The organism is Clostridium zeae, assembly GCF_017312485.1.
GTDB lineage: Bacteria > Bacillota > Clostridia > Clostridiales > Clostridiaceae > Clostridium_AR > Clostridium_AR zeae.
Genome location: NZ_BMBA01000007.1, coordinates 22744 through 44371, shown reverse-complemented (window position 1 = coordinate 44371; position 21628 = coordinate 22744). Strand labels below are relative to the sequence as shown.

Below are 21628 nucleotides of genomic sequence, written 5' to 3'. Positions count from 1 at the left end.
TATAGCTCTTTCAAGCTATTTAAATATGAATGAAAATAGGCAGCTGATACACTAAATATCAACCGCCTAAAAATTATTTTAACTTTCCACCTTCAATTACAAGGTTATCTGGACTTACTGAATCACCGTATACTGGCTTTAAAGTATCTTCATATGCTTTGTGTATAAAGTTTTCTTTTCCTATGTTTTCAAGTTCAGTGTTAATCCAATCTAAAAGCTCCTTGTTACCCTTCTTTACAGCTGGTGCTATTGTATCCTGGCTTCCTAGAGTTGGAACTCCAACAGTGAATCCTTTGTTGCTCTTAGCCCAAGCAAGAACTTCTGTATTATCATGAGCTAGTGCAGCACCACGACCGTCCTTTAGTGCTTCAAAAGTTTCTGTATTTTGATCATACTTTAATAATTCTATATCTGGATAGTTCTTCATGAAGTAAGCTTCTGCAGTTGTTCCCTTGTTAACTATAAGCTTCTTTCCTTTTAATTGATCAACTGAAGTTATTAGAGCCCCATCTGGAGAAACTATTCCAAGAGAAACCTTCATATATGGATTAGCAAAATCAACTTTTTGCTTTCTTTCATCTGTTACTGTGAAGTTAGCCATTGTTATATCAACCTTATTTGATTCCAAAACTGAAACTCTTGCCGCTGCTTCTACTAACACAAATTCTATTTTTGACTCATCCCCTAAAAGATCTTTTGCAAATCTCTTAGCTATCTCAACGTCAAAACCTTGGTTCTTACCGTTTGAATCTACATATCCGAAAGGTGGTTTATCACTGAAAACACCAATTCTGATCTTCCCACGTTTTTTGATATCTTCTAATGAACTTGTAGCTACTGATGATTTTGATTTATCATCTGTTGAAGTAGTCTTACTGCATCCAACAAAACTACCTACTAGTAAAGTACTAGCTATAACTGCTGCTAAAACCTTTTTTATATTTTTCATTATAAATCTTCCCCCCAATTTTAGTATTCAAATATATTTAGAAAGTGCTGTGCACGTTCTGTCTTAGGATTTTTAAAGAATTCTTCTGGCGAAGCAACTTCACATATGTTGCCTGAATCAAGAAAAACTATCTTATCTGCAACCGCATGAGCAAAATTCATCTCATGTGTTACTATTGCCATCGTCATACCTTGTTTTGCTAGTTCCAGCATAACATCTAGAACTTCTCTTACCATTTCTGGATCCAATGAAGCTGTCACTTCATCGAATAGCATTACTTCTGGATTCATACATAATGCTCTAACTATAGCTATTCTTTGCTTTTGACCACCTGAAAGCTGACGTGGATATGAATCCATTCTATCAAGGAGGCCAACTCTATCTAACAATTGTTTTGCTTGTTCTAAAACTTCATTTTTATCTCTTTTTTGTACCTTAGTTGGTCCTAATAAAATATTTTCTATAACTGTCATATGTGGAAACAACTCATAGTTTTGAAACACCATCCCTATCTTCTGACGAACTTCTTGCCAGTTAACATTTTTATCTGTTAATGATTTACCAGATAGCTTTATATCTCCACCTTGAATTGGTTCAAGACCATTTAGACATCTTAGAAGAGTGCTTTTTCCACATCCAGACGGACCTAAAATAACCAATACTTCACCTTTGTGGATTTCCAGATCAATATTATTTAAAACTTTTTTGTTTTCATATTCTTTGTGTAAGCCTTTTATCTCAAGCAACACTTCATTATTCATTTTACTAATGATAATCACCCCTAACTATTCCACTTTGCTTCAAGTCTTTTTGATAATAGCGAAAGAGGATAACAAATTATGAAGTATAGTACAAATACTATACTATAAACCCAAAAAGAAGCTGTTGGAACAGTAAATCTAGCCGTTTCTATTATCTGTTGTCCAACTTTTACTACTTCTACTACACCAATTAGTACAACTAAAGATGTAGTTTTAACCATTCTTGTTGACAAATTAATAGCTCCAGGAAGTAATCTTCTTACAGCCTGTGGTATAAGTACATATCTATACAACTGTATATAAGTTAATCCTAATGCTTTTCCTGACTCTATTTGATGTTTAGGCAAAGATTCCAAAGCTCCCCTAACTATATCACTCATCTCGGCAGCACCCCATAAACTAAAAACTATTATGGATACCACTTCTCCATCAATCTGTACATCTAGAGCTGCCGTTACTCCGAAGTGAAGTATAAACAACCACACTAAAGTTGGTATTATTCTAAAGATTTCTAAATAAAGCCTAAAAATAAATCTTATTACCTTATATTTGGTAGTTCTAAGTAGACCAAAGACTATACCCAAAACCGACCCAATGATTATTGAAATAAATGCTATTCTAGCTGTTACTAGCAGTCCGCCTAAAAGTCTTAGAAAATTGTTTCCTTCAAAAATAGCACTAATTACCGAATTCTGCATATCTTACCTTCCTTTCTAGCCACGTCAAAAGAAGGGACAGAGGCAATAATATTATTAAATAAGATACAACTAACATAAATAAAGATTCGAAGGTCTGATAATAAAGCCCTATCAAATCCTTTGTAACATTCATTAAATCCACAATTGCTATTGCACTAAAAATTGATGTTTCTTTTAAAAGAAAAATACAGTTAGCTCCAATAGCTGGTACACTTACCGAAAAGGCTTGAGGAAGTATTACATATCTAGCCAATTGAGATTTCGTAAGTCCTATACTAAGACCAGATTCGATTTGTGTTTTACTAACAGCTTCTATCCCACCTCTAAAGGCTTCAGCCATGTAACTTCCACCCAGGAAGGAAAGCCCGATAATTGCACATGCAGTTTCACTTAACGTTATTCCTAATTTAGTTAATCCGTAATACAAGAAAAATAACTGTATTAGCAAAGGAGTATTACGAGATAGTTCTACATAAGCTCGTACAATCACATCTAATACTTTAATCTTATAATAAAGTATTACAGAACAAATAAGTCCTATTATAATAGATGCCAATATACCCCAAAAAGCTAGCTTAAGTGTAAGCCATGCTGCTTTTTCGTATAGAGGCAAGTTACTTGTTATAAATTGCCAATTAATATTCATGGATATACCACCTTTAAAAATGCTGAAAATTTAAAATAATTACTATTCCTATCTGTTTAATATGTAATTTTACCCTATTATATGAACGAGGCTCCTATAATGTCAACAACATTTAACAATCACTTTATCACCAACAATAGACAATACATATAATATTGTTAAATTCTACCTATTATTTATGAATTATTAGTGATTTTATTGATATTTTATTAACAATTCATCATTTATGGTAATGATTTCATATTTTTAATTTCATTCATAATTCATCTAAAAAATGAAGCTTAATTGTCATTTATGATTATTTTTGAAATATTTAAATTCATTTTTTTACGTCTATCTGTAGATTCCACATTTTCACAATTTAAAAAGATATCAGTAATCATTTTAAATACTTTCACACTGAATTCAATGAATAATTAATTTATTTATGATAGAATATTGTCTATAATATGTAATGAAAGATAATATTCATACTAAACAAATAACTATCTTTAGTCTAAATATGTTGAACTTACGTCTTCCAACAACTGTAAGTACTAAATTTCTAAGCTTTATAAATATATAATAAATATAGATGGCGGTGTTTTTATGGGATTTTTAAGATCAAAGAAAGATGATGAAAAACAAGCAAAAGCTATGGATAACTCAGATTTAAACAATATGGGTTCTGCTGATTTACTTCAATTATTGCTAAAGCGCATGGTTTATGAAGGTGAATATAATAAAGCTGAGAATCTACTTTTTGAAGAGTTAGAGAAAAATAAGACTAAATCAATAAAAGATGCTGGTATTATGTTTTATAACATGCTTTTAGAGAAAAGTGATGAGGATTTAATAAAAAACAACTTTTCTAGAGAAGAAGTTTACCAGGGTCTTAATGACATTAATTCACTAAACTTTGATTAATTTTAATTAATAATATATTTATTTTAGGATATTATAACTCACTTAAAGCCTCTAAAAAAAACAGTAGTGTTTTTAATAGAGGCTTTAATAATTTTATATATTCATTTCATATTTTAGTAATTTTTATAGCTTATCAAACGATATTATATTTTTTTAATTAAATATTTAGCCTATGTTTAGAATAGATACTTTAATTTAGTCATATTTATGGAAGCTCATCTACAATCTGTTGTAAAAAATCATTTACAGCTAATTGATCATTCATATCTCCAAAAAGATTTACTGTTAAAGTGATTGTATTATCAAAACTGCTTAAGGCTAGTTGAAAATAAGGTGCATATTTTATTGATCCACACATAAAAGCTTGTTCAACTTCTGTGTGACTAAACTTAAGTTTACTCTTATCTATTACACCTATGTTAGTCATCCCTAACACCGGGTTATTAAAATGTTTTTTTAATATCTTTTTTATAGTCTTATAACTCAAAAACTTGAATGCTAACTCTATCTCCAAAAATCCTTTTATACCCAAATGACTATCTTTCTTTAAATCCACATCATTTTTCACCTTACTGGCTGTTTGAAATAAATCATCTTTTTCGCAATACTCAATTCCAGTAACAACCGATGAAGCAAGATTGCAAAGTGAATCAATATTTCTATTCTTTAGATGTCTTCTCATATCAATCATTATTGCTATATTTAGATTATCCTTCGGTTTTAGCTTAAGTCTATTAAACATAACCCTATAATATGCAGCTAAAAAAACATCATTTATGGTAAAATTATTTTTTTGACAGTATTCTTTAATTTTAATAAATCTATCCTTTGAAATTACATACTTTTTAATGAAAGGTTTTTTATCAGTACTATAGCTTAGAGGAAACTTTAGGTGACCGGTTTTATTGCTTACTATCTTTCTTGAGGTTAAAATTTTCATTTTTGTAAAATTAGAAATGTTATCAGTAATTCTATTAATGCTTCTTGTTCCATTTAATTTCTTGTCTAGCACATAATCAATATCCTTTGATAATTTTGAATATAAGTCACTTAATAGATATATATACTGTTTAAATCCGGCAGCATCACAAATCATATGATTCATTAATACTGCTAGCATACAATTATCCTCTGCGTATAAACAAAATTTCACTTGGGGACCCTTAAACTCATCAGTACGTAAAACAATAAAGTCATCAAAGCTACTTTTATCCTTGGTAACCATCAAATAATTGTTGGCGTTTTCGAAATGCCAACTTTCCCAATAAGACATTTTTGTACTCTCTGCATATTTGCTTGAGAGTATCGGTATTGCCTTAAAACTTAAATTTATTGCTCTTTCTAGAGTTCTTTCCTCAAGTTTACCTTTAAATTGTAATACGCAATGAAGTTGATGGTCATTATATTTATACTCTTCTGATAAAAATTGAAATACGTCAAAAGCTTCCGATTTAAACCTCATAATAAATTCGCCTTACTTTCTACATTTTATCATTACTATTATTGCTAGAATCATTCCTATTTAAAGTTTGCTTCACTAGTTGATTACTAAGAACTGCTAACCCTGCAGAAACTATCCCTTGAAAAAATGCTAGTGCAGTAAACCCTTGTTGCAACGCTATTGATCCAATTATCCCAATCACTATAAGTATCCAAGGAATCAACCAATCCTGCACTTTGGGTGTAGCTTTTAAACACATTCCAATGACATATAATGCCGCCACTAAAATCATCAACTGTTCAGGAACAAATTTTTCTATATCCACTTTATTCCCCCCCTTTTATTAAAATATATAGATGAACCACTTTTATGGTTTATTTTTTCATCAAATTAATCCTTAAAGAACTAGCTTTAATCAATGTCTTTTTCTCTTCAAGTTCATACTATCATATATTGCATAAATAAACAATATTACCAAAATTAGTTACACAATTTGTCTATGCATCTAAATTTCATAATAAATTGTAATATAATTACTTAGTATATATTTACTATAAATTTTCGTTTTATATCACCTACTCAGGTGGTACAATATTGTGGAAATTTCATATAATGAAGTGTGATATTATTACACTTCAAAGTTAGTATAAAAATTACAACTCTTGTAAAGTTGCTATTAAAACATCAACTATGCGAGGGTTTCTTTTTTACAATATACTCTATAGGAGGAAATATGTGCTATATTACTATGATTTTTGATTTAAAAGATTCTAAAAACATAGAAAATAGATATGAAATTCAGAGATTACTAATAGATGCTTTAAAAAAATGTAATGCAACTTTTAGCGATATAATCGCCTCTCCATTTCTAATAACTCTTGGCGATGAATGGGAAGGATTATTACAGAAAGATGCCCCTTATGATAAGATAATAAGTTTTTTTAGACAAAACTTACCCGAATCCGTAGCCTTTTATACTGGTATAGGCATCGGTGAAATTACAATTAATAATTTTGAACTTACAGTAAATCAATTAGATGGTCCTTCTTTTCACCTTGCTAGAAAAGCTATAAAATATGCGAAGAAAAACCACTGTTCTTTAGTTGTTTTAGTTAGTTAAATAGACTTCTTATAATGATTCCTCCTATTACAGCAGCTATGAAGCTAAAGAAAGTACCAATAATAAAGTATTCTGCAAAACTGTCATTAGATAGCTTTTTTAATCTTGCAACTGATTTAGCTGTAAGGACAAAGCCAATCATTACAGGATAATTCATAGCTATGCTTACCAATATCAGTATTCTTTCTAATATACCTATTAAATATCCCCCATTTTTAGCTTCAGAAGATGCAATTTTTATAATACTTCCATTGTTGCCAATAATGTTCTTTCCTATATTTTCAGTTATATTAATCTTATTCGCCTCAGAACTTATATAGTTAATAAATACCTTGATAAAAATACCAACTGCCCAAGTAGCCACAATAAATATTATGGAAGTAATTAAAACTTTCTCAGTTAAATTAAAACTATTTGGGTATGTCAAAAGCTTATTCTTTAACTGTCTTATAAGATATATGATATCAAAGTCATAAATTACAAGCGAGATTACTATTAGATGCAGGAACTGATCTATTAAGAATATCCATATATTATTCTGTGTGCTTGTCCGAAATAAATATATGAATGATTTCATCAAATCTATAATAAAATGAGCCAAGCAAATTAAGACTATTTTGCTTATAGGAAAAATTACTGGATCATTCTTAATTAAGTTTATAAAAAATATGATTAAGCAAAGCCCTAGAAAGTGACTACATGTATGCATTAAATTACCTTTTATAATCTTATATATGTTCTTTTTACGTTTAAAGTCTCTCCCATCACCCCTACAAATTGGAAATCGGTAACACCGAAAAAGCTCAATTTGTAATATGAAATCAAAAATATTATGACTCAGTATTGCAATTAATATGAGTTCTATATCCATTAGCTTTGCTCCTTCACCATCTTACAATATTCTGATAAAAGACCTTTTATAATATTTCTATTATGTGATACTAAGAAATAATTTGCAGCTGAAAGTTTACGTGAAATGCTTGATTTTGTATACTGTGGGTGTTTTTTCTCAATTTCTGCATATGATCCTAAAGATTCATATAAATTAATGATTTCCTTTTGCTTTTCTGTCATATTAATTTGCAAAATTTCGTTATTCTGAATTAAAGCATTTAAAGCATCAATTATGCCAAACTCTTCATCTATTGAAGTCACTGCTACTTCTAATTGCTGCTGTGAGGAAAGCTTTTGATCATTAATTGAGTCACTAACCTTAATGGAATCTCCCATAAAAATAATCTTACAATCTTTTGTATAAAGTATTTTATTATAAAAAATATTTGTCTCTTTGGCACACATAAGAGCTTTTCTAGCATATATAAAAGCTTTCCCATCCATTTCTCTAGTATCTTCAGATTCTTCAGTGCTTATTGAACCTATGCCCACTCCACAATAGCAATTAATATTACGGTTTAAAAGAAAATCTTTTATCTTTAAAAACATATTATAACTTTCTTTAGGATCCTTTAAAACAATCTGCCATTCATCTCCTAAAGTAAACGTAATGGGTGCTACTAGTAAATGTCTGTTTTCAATATATAACTGCCTAAAATATTGCTTAAGTTCTTCTTGTATTACAGCTCTACCTTCAATTTCTCTTGATCCCACAATATCCATGTTTATAACGCTATATATATTCATACAATAAGCTATCCTTTCTATCTTAAAATGTACTCCTTAGAATTTCAATTCTAAATCTAAACAAAGTAGGTTATTAAAACTTATTTACATTAAGATGTTACATCTTTCTATATCTTAAAGTTATATTTATAATTATACCTATTTATGAACACATTAGACAATACCTCCCAATTTCATTATTAATATTTATGAACCTACACAGTAAAAAAATAAGGTAATCAGTACATATTACTACTGATTACCTGATTCTAATTTTATTAATAAATTTTCCTCAAAAAATACTATTCAGCATATAGAAATACTGCTTCAACTGATGCAGTTACTGCGTTCTCACCAGCTTCAATAGGTGTAGTTACGGCAATACTAGTTTTAAAAGCCATTGGTCTTTGCCCTTGTTCCTCATTAGTTAATTCAACTACTCTTATAGGAATTTCGTATATCTTTACATTAAGCTTACTAGTTATAACAACTGCCTTTTTTTGAGCATCCTCAACTGCTAATCTTAATGCTTCAGAATAATACTTCGATGGGTTTTGTATAGTAAAGCTTATATTTCCAACATTATTTACTCCGCTTTCCACTGCCGAATCAATTATTATTCCAACCCTACCTACTTCTCTAATTATTACTCTTAAAAAGTTTCTCACTTCATAACCTTTAAAAACTTGTTTACCATCTACATAATCATATTTAGTGTTTATTGTGTAGCTTTCTGTTTGTATATCTTTTGTTGCTACTCCACTATTCTTTAAAGAATCTAAAACAGCTACTGTAATCTCGGCATTTTCTTTTTGTGCTGTCTTCAGACTTTCATTTTCAGTGATAACTCCGAGGGTTATTTCTGCAATATCAGGTCTAACCTTTATAGTTCCGTTCCCTATAACCTTAAGTACATTGTTAAAAACTTCATTACCATCAAATCCTTTTAGATAATTATATCTGCTTGAAAATGCATTTCCATATCCTTCTGGATACATTGTTTCACCTTCTAAAATTACTGAGTAAGTAAAGCTTCACAATACTTACCTTATCATTTTATATATTATGCATTTTCTTTGAAAGAGTTCAAATTTCAACAAAAAGTAGTTATTCATGCTTATTATAAAATAAAAAATCAATAATCGTGATTACATGCCATACTTATTGTTATCTTATTAATATAGTGATTTTATTTACTATATTTCTTTTTTGTTATTACGGCGAAAAATGAAAACACTAACTATAGACATAACTGTTGCTATAAACGCAATAACTTGAAAAGAAGTTTTAAGTGTATACATATCACCTATCTTTCCTATCAAAGGAAAAATTAAAATCATGTATGCGCTAAAAATCATACTTCCCATTGACAAGATAGTAGCTCTTTTTTCTGAAGGTATAAGTTTATTAATGTAATCTCCTACTACAACATAAATAAGTGATTCCATAGAACTAACTGCTATGAAAAATATATAATAATACTTACTTAACGCAGCGCCCCATATACATACAGATATAAGAATAGGTACAACAGCAATTATGCCTACTTGCCCAATTTTTCTCTCAATTCTATATCCATTTGCACCAACTAATGCTGATCCTAAAGATGCTAAAGCTAAAATAATTCCTATTTTATCCTGTGATATACCATTATCCAATAAGTAGTTTTGAAAATAAAAGAAAATACTTGTATTAAACATGAAAATAGCTTGTGAAAAAATTAAAAGAAACCCTAAGCCTTTGATTGAAACTATTATGTTATAACTTTCAACAACTTGTTCTTTTAAAATGGTTAAATTTTTATGTTCCGTTTTCATTTCAAGCTTAGGCTCAGTGAATGAAAAGCAGTGTATAAAATTAATTAGACCTATTATTATAGCGGCTATATACGCGTATTTATAATCGTATTTTGATAAATATCCTCCTATTATTAATCCACCGGTACTGGCCACTTGCATTATAAGCTCATTCAAACCAGAGATCTTCATATATTTCTTATCTTCATCAATCTCTTTTAGAGAATCATACACCAGTGCGTCACCTGCCCCTGACTCTAAATTATATGATATCGCAGAAATTATAAAGGCTATTGTAAACCCAAGGAAGTTATTTGAAAACAACATTATTACAGAAGACAATAAAGACACCATTCGTCCGCATATTCTACTTACTTTTCTGCCCCATATATCAGCAATTGCGCCAGTTGGTATCTCCATAAAAAACGAAGTAATGTGAAATATACCTTCTATCAAGCCAAGCTCTGTCAAAGTTAATCCTTTTGAAGCTAAATATATCATCCATATACCATTAGTAAAACTAAAGTTATTTAAAAGAATAAATAAATAATTCTTTCCAACATTTTTTCTTAATCTATTTTTATAATTCATATTAATTCCTCCTATAATCAGCTAGTTTATTGTAATTTGAAATTCACAGTTTCCATAAATATAGTCAATTTTTTACTGTAAAGAAAGGTGTAAAATTTTCAATCTAGCTAAGCCTAGTTATTTCTGTGCTTTGGCATAGCTTTTTAGGTGATACGTTAAAAAAGCAAAATATATTCGCCAGTAATACTTATCTAAACGTAAAAATCTCCCTTAACAATTTCTTGCCAGGGAGATTCCGTAATTAAAAGACCTCAAATACTAGAAATTCAAATAGTTTAAGATCCTTTAATTATCAAATGTAAGATTTGATAATTAAAATTAAACATGAAAAAACCCAGGCAACTAATCTCGCCTGGGTAAAACTAAAGTTTATTCTTATGGCAAAGATACAGCGCTGCTTTTAAGCACAATATTCAATTTTGGGCAGACTTGTCCCTTTAATCTAAAATCAGCATTTGTTATTCCAGATAATGACAAAGGCAATCTATCCAAAATACTATTGTCTAAAAAGAAATACACCATATCTTTCACCTCCAATTCATAAAAATATATACTAATTTTACCATATACATCACATTCAGTAAATAAAATTTTTATTTAAATTTAAAAGTAGCCTGTATGAATTCTTTAAACATACAAGCTACTTAATATCCTTAATAACTTAATCAATAAGTATATTTTACTTAACGTTATTTACTAGTTGATCAACCTTAGGAGTACCTATTCCTGTAACTAAGTCAAAACCATTCGCAGCATTATATCCTCCATTGCTTCCTGAATTAATATCATGGAAGTTTGTTGAATAACCAGTGCTTCCTGAAATACCCGCTACACTATAGAACTTGCTTAATGCTTCTAAACTTGAAAGTGATGCGCCTCTAGTTTGATTAATCAATGCTATTACACCTGCTAATGAAGGTGCACTTAAACTTGTTCCTCCAACTACAAACCATCCTGATTGTCCATTATATCTTGTTGTACTATAAACAGCTGCACCTGTATTAGGATCTGCAAGCCAAGAAATATCTGGGTCCCCCCTATGCGTTCCCACAACGCTAGTCCAATTACTTTGATAACTAGGGATACCTTCATAACTACTTGTTGCTCCACCAGAACCTGACCAAGCAGTTTCACTTGAATAGTTTCCTGCTGCATCTAATTTTAATGTTGTTCCTCCAACTGATACCACGTAAGGAGAAGTAGCTGGCCATGAAGCTCCTGCTCCGTTATCACCAGAAGATGCTAAATATGAGATTCCTGCATGATTGAAATGACTATCATAACTTGCCTCACTAGAAAATTCGCTTCCTCCCCAACTGTTAGATACTACTGTAGCTCCATTTGCTGTTGCATAATCTATTGCAGCTACTAAATCAGATGTGCTTGCAGATTTTGCAACGACTAAAAGTATCTTCGCTGATGGCGCAATAGCATGAGCCCATTCAACATCCATAGCAGTTTCAAGCGCCCAACCACCATCAGTCTTTGATGGTTTACCAGTTGGATACGCAATTGTTAAAGTTGTTTGAGGTAGTCCAAATTGGTTTGAAAAAGCAGTTAAGTCATTTTGCATAGTTGGACTTCCATATGCGTCTACAATAGCTATAGTTTGTCCCGCACCTGTAGCAGTTACTTTATCAACCCCATAAGCTTTTCTGATTTGTGAAGGTGTAAATCCAGATGGAGTTGCTAAAGCTGCAGAATTCTTTAACTTAATTAAAGATTGCGCTGTCCAAGTGTTTTGTAGATTTATACTTCCTTCTGCTGGAAGTTTTAACAAAGTGTTAGTTGGCAGTACTGCCGTTGCAAGGATAAGGCTTACTGTCATAAGCTTTTTTAATGATTTGTTCATAATAATGAACCCCCTTTATATTTTTTTACGTAAGGCTAACCTAATGTTTATTCCTTCTATAATCCATAAAATTTAAAAAATTAAGTAGTAAAAACATAAGCTAACATTACGGTTTAGATAGCAGATATATGTTGTCCACCAAATAAGCCCCAAGGCAAACATACAATATCCACAATAATTTTTTGCATTAGTTACTTTTTACTTATACATATAAATATAAGTAACAAACACTTCAATATGTATATATTATACATACAAAAAATTACAATGTATATATTCTTTACTATATCTCAATTTATTTCATAAAGTAATAATCTATACGTTTCCAAAACTATACCTATAGCTGATTCATTCAATAAATATATGATCTTATTAAACAAATTCACTGTTTTGGTAATTTTGCCACATATCAAGTCAGTTTGTTATGAATTACTTAGTTAAACATTTTTACGATTAAGAGAGAAATGTCCTTTAAAATGGACAAGACTTTACTTATAATAAGTAAAGTCTTGTCCAAATGGTAAGCACCTCCAAATTCATGAAGGTGCTGTAAAAAGGAGTTCTATGAAAAAAATTTTACAAGTTTATTATATATCTGCTTTGTGACAATTTAATGGCAAAACTTTGAATTGGTATTTTATTATTAATATACTCATTTACGAGTATTTTATTTAAGATATACTCTCTTGTCTTTTGCTATTACAACGTAGTACTAATTCTTATTAGAATATTTTTGCTATATTTTAATTATATGCTCTTCTAATATTCTTTAGCATACAATCTACTAAATTAAATATATACGACTAATTTTTTTAACTATATATTGATTAAAACCTTGCAAAACTGTTGAAATCCCTATGCCTAGTTAACATAAAGATTTTATACTTTTTTATACAAAAAAAAGCATTCTCACCGAAGTGAAAATGCTTTTATAAGGAGATCATGAAAAACTCTACAATTCTGATTATAAATACTCTTTGTGTCATTTATATGTCAGAACCTCTATCTTCCAAGCAAAACGTTTAACTTACTTAAGATTTCATTTGTTTGTTCACTATCTCCTTGATTTATTGCAACTTCCATTAGATTGCATAATGCAATATCTTTTCCTTGCTCAAGGTTATTTTTTTCTAGAATTTCAATCAGATTATTTGATGTTTCAATAATTCTATCAGCATCTTTGATTTCTCTATAAATCTTTATCAACTCATTATAGATAGATATAAGCATGTTAAAATCATTAAGTTCTTCTGATATATTCATAGCAAGCTCCAGTATCATAATGCTTTCATCAGATAATCCTTGTTTAAAAAATATTTTTGCTTTTGTTTTTAGGGTGTTTGGTAAAGATCCCTTATCCAATTTCCCCTTCAATCTTTGTGCATTATTAATGTATTTTAAACTTTCATGCAAATTAGAAATTTCAAAATAATACTCACCTAAAAGACTATACACATTTGATAATATAAAATCATTTTTATCCTGAAGTTCTTCAATTAGTGAAATATACTCTTCTACAGCTTTTTCCTTTCTTCCTGAATTATAAATTTCTTTTGCTTTTAAGAGTTTAAGATTCATTTTAAAATTAAAATGAATCTTTTCAAAAATACTGGAACTTAAAATAAATTTATCTAATATTTCTACACTTTTTGTATGATCGCCCATATACGAATAAGCTAAAGCTAGATTATATGCAGCTTCAGCAAAAGATAGCTCATCCTTTATCTCATTAGCATAATTAATTGCTTGATTAAAATAAAATACTGCTTCCTCATATTCCTTGATATTTATCTTGCAAAGTCCAATCTTATTATAAACATATGATTGTTCTTTATTTTCTTTAAGCTCCTTTAGCTTGCCTAAAGCATTCACATAATTTACAAAAGCTATCTTGTACTCCTGCTCAGAAAAATATCTATCTCCTTCTTTTATATATACCTTCGCAGAAGTATAATCTAACTTAAACTCCAACGCTATATTTAACAATTCTTCTAACTGCTCATGATTATTTTCTTTGAGTAATTCATTTTCACAGTAAATCTTTGCATCTTCATAAGGCTTTCTTGAAAAATACTCATCGTCTAAACCTAATTCCAGTCCCAGTTCTTTTGCCTTGCTATTAAATTTTTGTGATAGCAATTTGGAGCTGCCCCTACTCACCTTTCTTTTTCCACTTTCCATCATACTGATAAAAGCTCTAGTCATCTTTGTATCTTCTAGCTCCATTTGATTCATATGAAATCTTTTTCTCATAATTTTTATTTTTTGACTAGGACAATAGAAATTCAATTTGATCACCTCTTAAATGTTATGTTAATTTTTTTTAGTACTTCCACTAATAATTATACATATTTTTTCATAAAAAGGCATTAAAACGTAGAAATTTTTATTAATTTATTTGAATTTAACTGTTTTTATAAAAAAAAGTTCATTTTTAATATTTCATCAAAAAAAATATATCAATAAATAAGTTTTAGTGTATCAATGTCATATAATTTCACCCAATATATAGCAAAATTCATTATTCAAAAATCGGGATGAAGCAATTACCATCATCCCTATACATTCTTAATATTTTATTTTCTCTTTAAAATCCCATCTCTCAGGTATATATTTTTTTAATTCTATTCCTCTTCCTATGAGTATTTCTTTAATTTTTTGCGATCCATATCCTGTTCTCATTCTTACTGCATTTAACGAACCATACTTTTGATACAGAAATAAAATATTTTCTATATCATAAACTTTTTCCTTTCTCGCCATACCCATCACCTCTATTTTTGAAATGTTAGATCATTTATGTTACATCTTATATGTGCTGTGTTGTAAAACAGATTAAATCTTATTCAAAAAAATTTATCCATTTTAATAATTCAGTTTCAAAAACTTCTGCATAAATTCTTTACTACATCTCTAAAGAACTTTAGTTTAGTGGCAATTTCTTAAGTATATAACGGTACATCCTTCTAGTAATGTATTTTTATAAATTATTTGTATATTGAGCTTATATTTTCAAATAAACTTAGTTAATAACTTATTAAGCTTGATTTAACTTATAATACTTTAGTCTTCATTTTATTGTACATATATTTCTCTATATTATATTTATTGTAATTAATTATTATTAAGATATTTTAAAATAATTATTAGTTATCTATTTCATACAGAATGAACTATGTAATTATAAAATTTATATTTTCAAGTTCTCTTATCAGAAACAAGAATAATTTTAAAAATAGTTTTTTGATCTAAATTGTACAGATTTGTATACAGAATTTAAATAAAATTTAAAAAATGATATTGCCTTTCACTTTAAACTGTCAAATAATATCATTTTTTGCTATGATATATATGGTATTGCAACTTACGATAATTAGTATTAGGGGGATGTCATAAACATGAGGCTGTACTTACATAAAAAGGGGTTATCAATACGTCATAAAATTATAGGAGGTTTTATTATTCTCATCCTATTTTCTTCACTGTCAGTAGGTATATTTACTTACTATAAGACAAAAGAGAATATAGAAACTACAATAGGTAATACAGCATTAAATATAGTTAAATCTATTTTGAATACAGTTGATGTAAAAAAATTTAACAACCTTCGTAATAAAGAAGATATGAATTCGGACTATTATAAAAATCTTCAATTACATCTAAGCGATATAAGAAAATCCACTGGTTTGAAATATCTATATACAATGCGTAAGACCAATGATAATAAATGCATATATGTAGTTGATGGTACGCCTAAAGATGACGAAAACTTTTCTGCTCTAGGTGATGAAGAAGATTCAATTACAAACGTTTTAAATGAAAGTTTTAATGGTACATTAGGCTTTGAATTTCATTCAGATGAATGGGGAAATCTTATTTCTGCCTATATCCCAATTAAAGATACTTCTGGGAATATAGTTGGCGTACTTGCAGCTGACTTCGATGCTAATGTAATGGTTAATCAACTTAATAAATTTAAATTTAATCTCTGCATTCTAGTAGTCCTAATAATTGTACTTGGAATAATTATCGGTGAAATTTTTTCTATTTTCTTAGTACGCTCTTTAAATAAGCTTAAAAGGAAAGCTGAGTTAATAAAAAATGGTGATCTTACAGTAAAATTTGATAAAGCCGGTGATGATGAAATCGGCGATTTAACGCAGTCCTTCGGGGAAATGGTTAATAACATTTCTGTTATCACAAATGAGATAAAAAATAATACTAGAGAAGTAAATGCTGAAATAACTGATATGCATAAAAGTTATAGTGAAACAAGTAATACAGCAGAAGAAATTACTCAAGTTATAAATGAAATAGCTACTGGTTCCCTAGAGCAAACAGGCCGCATTAACCAGGTTGCAACAACAATGGATGAAGTTTTCAGGCAAGTTGAAAATTCAGTTCAAAAAGCTAACATCGTGTCTTCTTCATCTGACACATCGCTAAATAATACAAATGCCGCTCTAAATCTATTTAAAACTTCTATAGAAAAAGTAACCACAGTAACAGACACTATAGAAACCACAGCCATGATTATTAAAGAACTTGATAGCAAATCAAAAGAGATTAATGCATTTAGTGAAACTATTTCAGAAATAACTAGTCAAACTAACTTATTATCACTCAATGCTGCTATTGAAGCCGCTAGAGCTGGAGAGCAAGGCAAAGGGTTTGCCTTAGTTGCAAATGAGATTAAAGATTTAGCAGAACAATCCAGTAATGCAAGCAGTCAAATAAGTGAAATTGCAAATTCTATGCAAAATGAAATCCTAAGTGCTATGAAAGCTATTGAAAAAGGTGTGAATCATGCAAATGAAAGTGTAGCTTCTGTAAATAAAGTTGATAGTTATTTATCAGATCTTCAAGAATCAAGCATTGACACTAACATTAAAATAAAAGAAATTATTAGTTCTATATACATAATTGAGAAAACTTGCAAAGATTCTTTAAATAGGATTCATGATCTTGATGATATATCAAGAAGTTTTAGTGCTGGTGCTCAACAAGCAGTTGCTTCAACTGAAGAACAAGCTGCTATTATGTACCAAGTAAAAATAAATATGAATAATATTAAGGATATGACTGATAGACTTAACAATGTTGTGAATAAGTTTAAAGTTGAATAATTTAAATAAAGGCCGTGCGTAAACAATGGATTTGCTTATGCATGGCCTGTACTTAATTCGGATTAAAAAATATTAACTTTACAAATGCTTTTAACTGCATTTTTTAATTAAATTTATTTAAGATTGATTTCACCCAAAAAAAATATATTACCCTCTACCATTTTTCTTCACCGATGCCTTAGCTAAAGTAAAAACAAAAATACTTGATAATATTATCCCTATAATGTAACAATACATTAACATAATCTCTCTCTCCTAAAGATCTCTTCTGGTGTTTAAATTTTCATGACATGCTAATTTCCTTCGTCAATTGTGCTTAATAACTTTGAATATAGGATACTTCAATAAATTTCATAGTAAAATTCTTCATTGATATTTATTATATGCATGAAAGCCTTATTTCGTAATATTTAAATTCAGTAATAATTCATTTTATTCTAGTTTTTTTATTAAATATAGTTAACCAATATAATATGGTCTTACTTTTTAACAGAAACATCTTAAATTTTAATTATATTCATCTATAATTTAAAATTGTTTTTCATTTTTCTTATGTTTGTAGGACTATATAACTATGACACTGCATACCTATTATTATTAAAGATACTCTGCTTCAAGTTCATGTCAATTTCCAAAATTTCTCTTAACGCAATAAGCAGATTTTAAAATTCAAGATTTGAATGAAGGCAATACGGTCTTTAATGTATACATTTTCACAAAATAAATTTATTTTTAGTTAGAATGAATAATCATATGGGTATATGTACAATAATATTTATTGCTAACTAAATCATCAAATTATTACCAAGAAAGGATGATATTAATGGATGAGAATGAATTAATAGAAAGCTTAAGCGGCTTTTTAGAAACAAATGGTGAAGTAAAGATTATCGGTGAGGATAAAAACATCACAATACAATCAGCTGATGATAATCCTGCGTATGCCTATGTAAGTAACACTCATAAAAGATTTGAAAATAGTACTGAGGCTATAGAATGGGCAGTTGAACAATTTGATGGTGCAGAAAACATAGAAGAATGGGAATAATATTTTAACTTCTACATTTCTTGCTTAACAGGAAAAAATACTGCTATTAAAAATAGCAGTATTTTCCGGATATACAAACATTCAATTCTTAATTATTATTATAAACACTTTATGAATTTGAAAATGAAAAAACAATCAAAAATATATATCTGAAAATTCAACACTAATAGCAGTTATTAATCTAGTATCAGCATCTATGCAGTTATATATTTTTTCATCCTCAACATACTCTTTCATTGGAAATTCAACTGTAAATGAACTTCCTTCCCCTATCTCACTATCAACTTCTATTGATCCGTCCAAGTTTTCCACCAGAAGTTTTACAAGTGATAAGCCAATTCCTGTGCCTTCGGCTTGTCTTGATAGATTACTGTCTACTTGACCAAATCTTTCAAAAATTATATTTTTCTTTGCCTTTGGTATACCTATACCAGTATCCTTTACAATAATAAATATACGTTTTTTATCATTATCTGCATTAATATTTACATTAATTGTTCCATTTTCTGGCGTAAACTTTATAGCATTTGATAGTAAATTTAATATTATTCTTTCGTACTTCTCATCATCCATTGCTATCAACTTACTTTTTACATTAGTATTGAAAAACAAATTGATTTTCTTTTGATTTGCATATAATTTTACTGACTTTGTAATCATTCCAGTCAAATAAACTATATCTATATTTTTTAAATTTATCTTGAAATGACCTGAATTCAACCTTGTTATATCTAAGAGATTATTTACTAACCTAAGCTGCCTAAATGTATTCTGCTTTATATTCCCTATCAAATCGCTTACACGTTCTGGTACTTGTTTAATATATACGTGTTCTATTAACTGTATAGCGGAATAAATAACATTTAAAGGTGTTTTAAACTCATGAGTAATCAGGGATATAAACTCATCCTTCATTATAAGTGCCTTTTCTAAAGCTTCTCTTCTACTTTTTTCTGATGTGTATAGAAGCTCCTGCTGCTCTCTAATTTTTTTTTCTTTTTCCATCATTTCAGTAATATGATGAGCTATTATAATACCGTACTGCAACTGATCATTTTTGTCATAAACTGGTGTTCCATAGAAATCAACATAAAAGTTCTTCGTTCCATTCTTAACCATAACCCTCTGTTGTTCAACTCTCTCACCATTCAAAACTCTGATTGAAGGTAGGTCCTCTTTTGATAAAACCTCTCCTTTTTCATTATAATATACTTGTCCAAATTTCATAGTTTCAGTAACATAGCTAAAAGTAGGCTTTACTATCATTCCTTTCTTCATAATTTCTTTGAAGGCCTTATTTATCTTTATAACATTTCCGTTTTTATCAAGTACAGTTAATCCATCTCTCATATTTTCAATAATAACTTCAAGTTCTTTTTTTTGTTTTTCTATTTTCACATAAGACTGCATTAATTCCGTAATGTCATGGGTTACCATAACTCCCATTTCAAAATGCCCTGATTCATCAAATATTGGCATTGCGCTGACACTTATATATATTTCTTTATCATCTATAGTTGTCATACTTTTATAGTTTTTAATCTTTTCGCCTCGTAGTAGCCTTGATGTACATAATTGTTCAACAGGAATTAAATTTCCATCAAAATCATAAAACTTGGTGTTTGAAGAAATGTGCGAAAAGACTTGATTATCATTAGCAAATTTACTTCCTTCTTTGGTACTCCTTCTAATATATCGTCCATCTTTATCTACCACTGTTACAACATCATCTACGCATTCTATAATCGCTTCTAGTTCTCGATTCTGCTTTTCAATTACTTTTGTTCTCATTACTTCTTTAGTAATGTCATGAAGAATAAAAACACCATAGTTAACATTCCTACTTTCATCAAAAATAGGATTACCACTTAATTCATAATATTTAATATTATCTTCAAGTTCCACTATTATTTTTGTCTTCTTTATAGCTTTGCCTTCCCGTACTAAATTCAAATCTAGCTGTTCTAAACTCACTTCTTCTCTATCATAATTGTATACCTTAAAGCACGCATCCTCTAGCCTTCTATTTCTTTTATATAAATCATAAAGAGTTTTAGAAGATTTATTTCCACCTAAATAATTTTCATCTCTATCAACCATAATAATTATATCTTCAACACTATCAAAAACTGCTTCTAGCTGCTCATTTTTAACTCTTATATGTTCCCTGCTCAAAACTCTTTCAGTAACGTCCTCAATCATGGCAACAACATATTTTACCTCTCCATCTTCTGAAATAGGTATTATATTGTAATCCCAGTATCTATCATTGTCTGGCAATAAGCCTTTCCTTTCTGATATATAATAGGATTGATTGGAACTTACTATTTCTTTCCATATAATTTCTTCCTTTGATCCGCTCAAGCCAGGAATCAACTCACTTAGTTTTTTTCCATAACACATCTGTTTAGTTTTAAATGGTTCTCTGAAAAACTTTAAATATGTTTCATTTGACTTTATTAAAGTAAACTCGTTTGCTAAATGAATCCCAATACCAAATTTCTCGTCGCCTATTAACTTTTCTAAAAATCCATGTCTTCGTTCAAAATTCAATTCTTTTTTTTGTATAAACTTGTATATATTTTTTTCATTAAGTTTTTCTTCAATCTTTATAATCTTTATAAACTTCACTTCTAAATCTCTAGTAAAAATAATTATTTCTTCGTTCGGTCTGAAAAAATCTATATCTGATCTGGTTAGCAATTTCCATATTTCATTTATACTCTTATTAAGAAAATCACCTTCATTGTAACCAGTTAACTCCAAAAGGCTATAATCAACTTTTATTACTACTCCTTTTTCTTCAACTATGAACGGCTCTATCTTGTTGACAATCAAATCTGCGTCCAATGCAACCCCTCCATACCCTAGCAATTTGAAACATATTTGTAATATATATTAAATATACTATAATAGTGAGTTTTTTTCTACATTTTGTCATATTTCACATTATTTTTTCAATATTATATTAAACATAATCATAATTGTGGTTAAATTTCCTGAGCTTTATAATAACTTTACATCTAATATATGTGACATAAAAATAATCCATCTAGAAATCGATTCCAGATGGA

At 29.1% G+C, this 21628-nt stretch carries 19 protein-coding genes; 4 read left to right on the top strand and 15 right to left on the bottom strand.

Features of this window, described 5'->3' with window-relative positions; all coding sequences use genetic code 11:
* Positions 1-73: 73 nt before the first annotated feature.
* From J3477_RS21435 to J3477_RS21420, 4 genes are read right to left on the bottom strand one after another with little or no spacing between them, the layout of a single operon-like run.
* Positions 74-949, bottom strand: a complete 876-nt coding sequence (locus tag J3477_RS21435) for a cysteine ABC transporter substrate-binding protein (RefSeq protein WP_206872259.1) — start codon at positions 947-949, stop codon at positions 74-76.
* Positions 950-969: 20 nt separating this feature from the next.
* Positions 970-1710: an amino acid ABC transporter ATP-binding protein gene (locus J3477_RS21430; RefSeq protein WP_284692021.1), complete on the bottom strand. Its 741-nt coding sequence runs from the start codon at positions 1708-1710 to the stop codon at positions 970-972.
* A 20-nt stretch (positions 1711-1730) separates the two neighbouring features.
* Positions 1731-2408, bottom strand: coding sequence for an amino acid ABC transporter permease (locus tag J3477_RS21425; protein WP_206872258.1), 678 nt, complete (start codon positions 2406-2408; stop codon positions 1731-1733).
* Positions 2389-3054, bottom strand: a complete 666-nt coding sequence (locus J3477_RS21420; RefSeq protein WP_206872257.1) for an amino acid ABC transporter permease — start codon at positions 3052-3054, stop codon at positions 2389-2391. The genes J3477_RS21425 and J3477_RS21420 overlap by 20 nt, the downstream gene beginning before the upstream one ends.
* Positions 3055-3642: 588 nt before the next feature.
* On the opposite strand from J3477_RS21420, the gene J3477_RS21415 reads away from it, so the two are divergent.
* The gene (locus J3477_RS21415) at positions 3643-3960 is read left to right on the top strand and encodes a DUF6483 family protein (RefSeq protein ID WP_206872256.1); all 318 of its coding nucleotides are present in this window, start codon (positions 3643-3645) and stop codon (positions 3958-3960) included.
* Between the two features lie 205 nt (positions 3961-4165).
* Here the strand turns inward: J3477_RS21415 and J3477_RS21410 are convergent, their stop codons facing one another.
* Both J3477_RS21410 and J3477_RS21405 read right to left on the bottom strand, forming a co-directional pair.
* Complete coding sequence (locus J3477_RS21410) at positions 4166-5422, bottom strand: siderophore synthetase (RefSeq protein WP_206872255.1); 1257 nt, start codon at positions 5420-5422, stop codon at positions 4166-4168.
* A 19-nt stretch (positions 5423-5441) separates the two neighbouring features.
* Positions 5442-5726 (bottom strand): phage holin family protein, encoded by a 285-nt coding sequence (locus tag J3477_RS21405; RefSeq protein WP_228731335.1) that lies wholly within the window; start codon positions 5724-5726, stop codon positions 5442-5444.
* A gap of 408 nt (positions 5727-6134) precedes the next feature.
* On the opposite strand from J3477_RS21405, the gene J3477_RS21400 reads away from it, so the two are divergent.
* Complete coding sequence (locus tag J3477_RS21400) at positions 6135-6521, top strand: SatD family protein (RefSeq protein ID WP_206872254.1); 387 nt, start codon at positions 6135-6137, stop codon at positions 6519-6521.
* On the opposite strand, the gene J3477_RS26455 is transcribed toward J3477_RS21400, so the two are convergent.
* The 8 genes from J3477_RS26455 to J3477_RS21360 form a co-directional block, all read right to left on the bottom strand.
* Positions 6514-7392, bottom strand: a complete 879-nt coding sequence (locus J3477_RS26455; protein WP_206872253.1) for a DUF3307 domain-containing protein — start codon at positions 7390-7392, stop codon at positions 6514-6516. The two genes, J3477_RS21400 and J3477_RS26455, sit on opposite strands and share 8 nt — an antisense overlap.
* On the bottom strand, positions 7392-8162 hold the full coding sequence (locus J3477_RS21390) for a SatD family protein (RefSeq protein ID WP_206872251.1): 771 nt from the start codon (positions 8160-8162) through the stop codon (positions 7392-7394). Before J3477_RS21390 ends, J3477_RS26455 begins: the two co-directional genes overlap by 1 nt.
* Positions 8163-8443: 281 nt before the next feature.
* Positions 8444-9139: an SIMPL domain-containing protein gene (locus J3477_RS21385; protein WP_206872250.1), complete on the bottom strand. Its 696-nt coding sequence runs from the start codon at positions 9137-9139 to the stop codon at positions 8444-8446.
* A 198-nt stretch (positions 9140-9337) separates the two neighbouring features.
* Entirely contained in the window at positions 9338-10528 is a 1191-nt protein-coding gene (locus tag J3477_RS21380; RefSeq protein WP_228731333.1) for an MFS transporter, read from the bottom strand.
* A 375-nt stretch (positions 10529-10903) separates the two neighbouring features.
* Positions 10904-11050 (bottom strand): hypothetical protein, encoded by a 147-nt coding sequence (locus J3477_RS21375; RefSeq protein ID WP_206872248.1) that lies wholly within the window; start codon positions 11048-11050, stop codon positions 10904-10906.
* Positions 11051-11207: 157 nt separating this feature from the next.
* On the bottom strand, positions 11208-12380 hold the full coding sequence (locus J3477_RS21370; RefSeq protein ID WP_206872246.1) for a S53 family peptidase: 1173 nt from the start codon (positions 12378-12380) through the stop codon (positions 11208-11210).
* A 1002-nt stretch (positions 12381-13382) separates the two neighbouring features.
* Positions 13383-14669: a helix-turn-helix transcriptional regulator gene (locus J3477_RS21365; protein ID WP_206872244.1), complete on the bottom strand. Its 1287-nt coding sequence runs from the start codon at positions 14667-14669 to the stop codon at positions 13383-13385.
* Positions 14670-14948: 279 nt separating this feature from the next.
* Positions 14949-15143 (bottom strand): hypothetical protein, encoded by a 195-nt coding sequence (locus J3477_RS21360; protein ID WP_206872242.1) that lies wholly within the window; start codon positions 15141-15143, stop codon positions 14949-14951.
* A 635-nt stretch (positions 15144-15778) separates the two neighbouring features.
* Between J3477_RS21360 and J3477_RS21355 the strand changes: the two genes are divergently transcribed.
* Complete coding sequence (locus tag J3477_RS21355) at positions 15779-17506, top strand: methyl-accepting chemotaxis protein (RefSeq protein WP_206872240.1); 1728 nt, start codon at positions 15779-15781, stop codon at positions 17504-17506.
* Between the two features lie 823 nt (positions 17507-18329).
* Positions 18330-18554, top strand: a complete 225-nt coding sequence (locus J3477_RS21350; RefSeq protein ID WP_206872238.1) for a hypothetical protein — start codon at positions 18330-18332, stop codon at positions 18552-18554.
* 135 nt (positions 18555-18689) lie between these two features.
* Here the strand turns inward: J3477_RS21350 and J3477_RS21345 are convergent, their stop codons facing one another.
* Complete coding sequence (locus J3477_RS21345; RefSeq protein WP_206872236.1) at positions 18690-21404, bottom strand: PAS domain-containing sensor histidine kinase; 2715 nt, start codon at positions 21402-21404, stop codon at positions 18690-18692.
* Between the last annotated feature and the right edge of the window lie 224 nt (positions 21405-21628).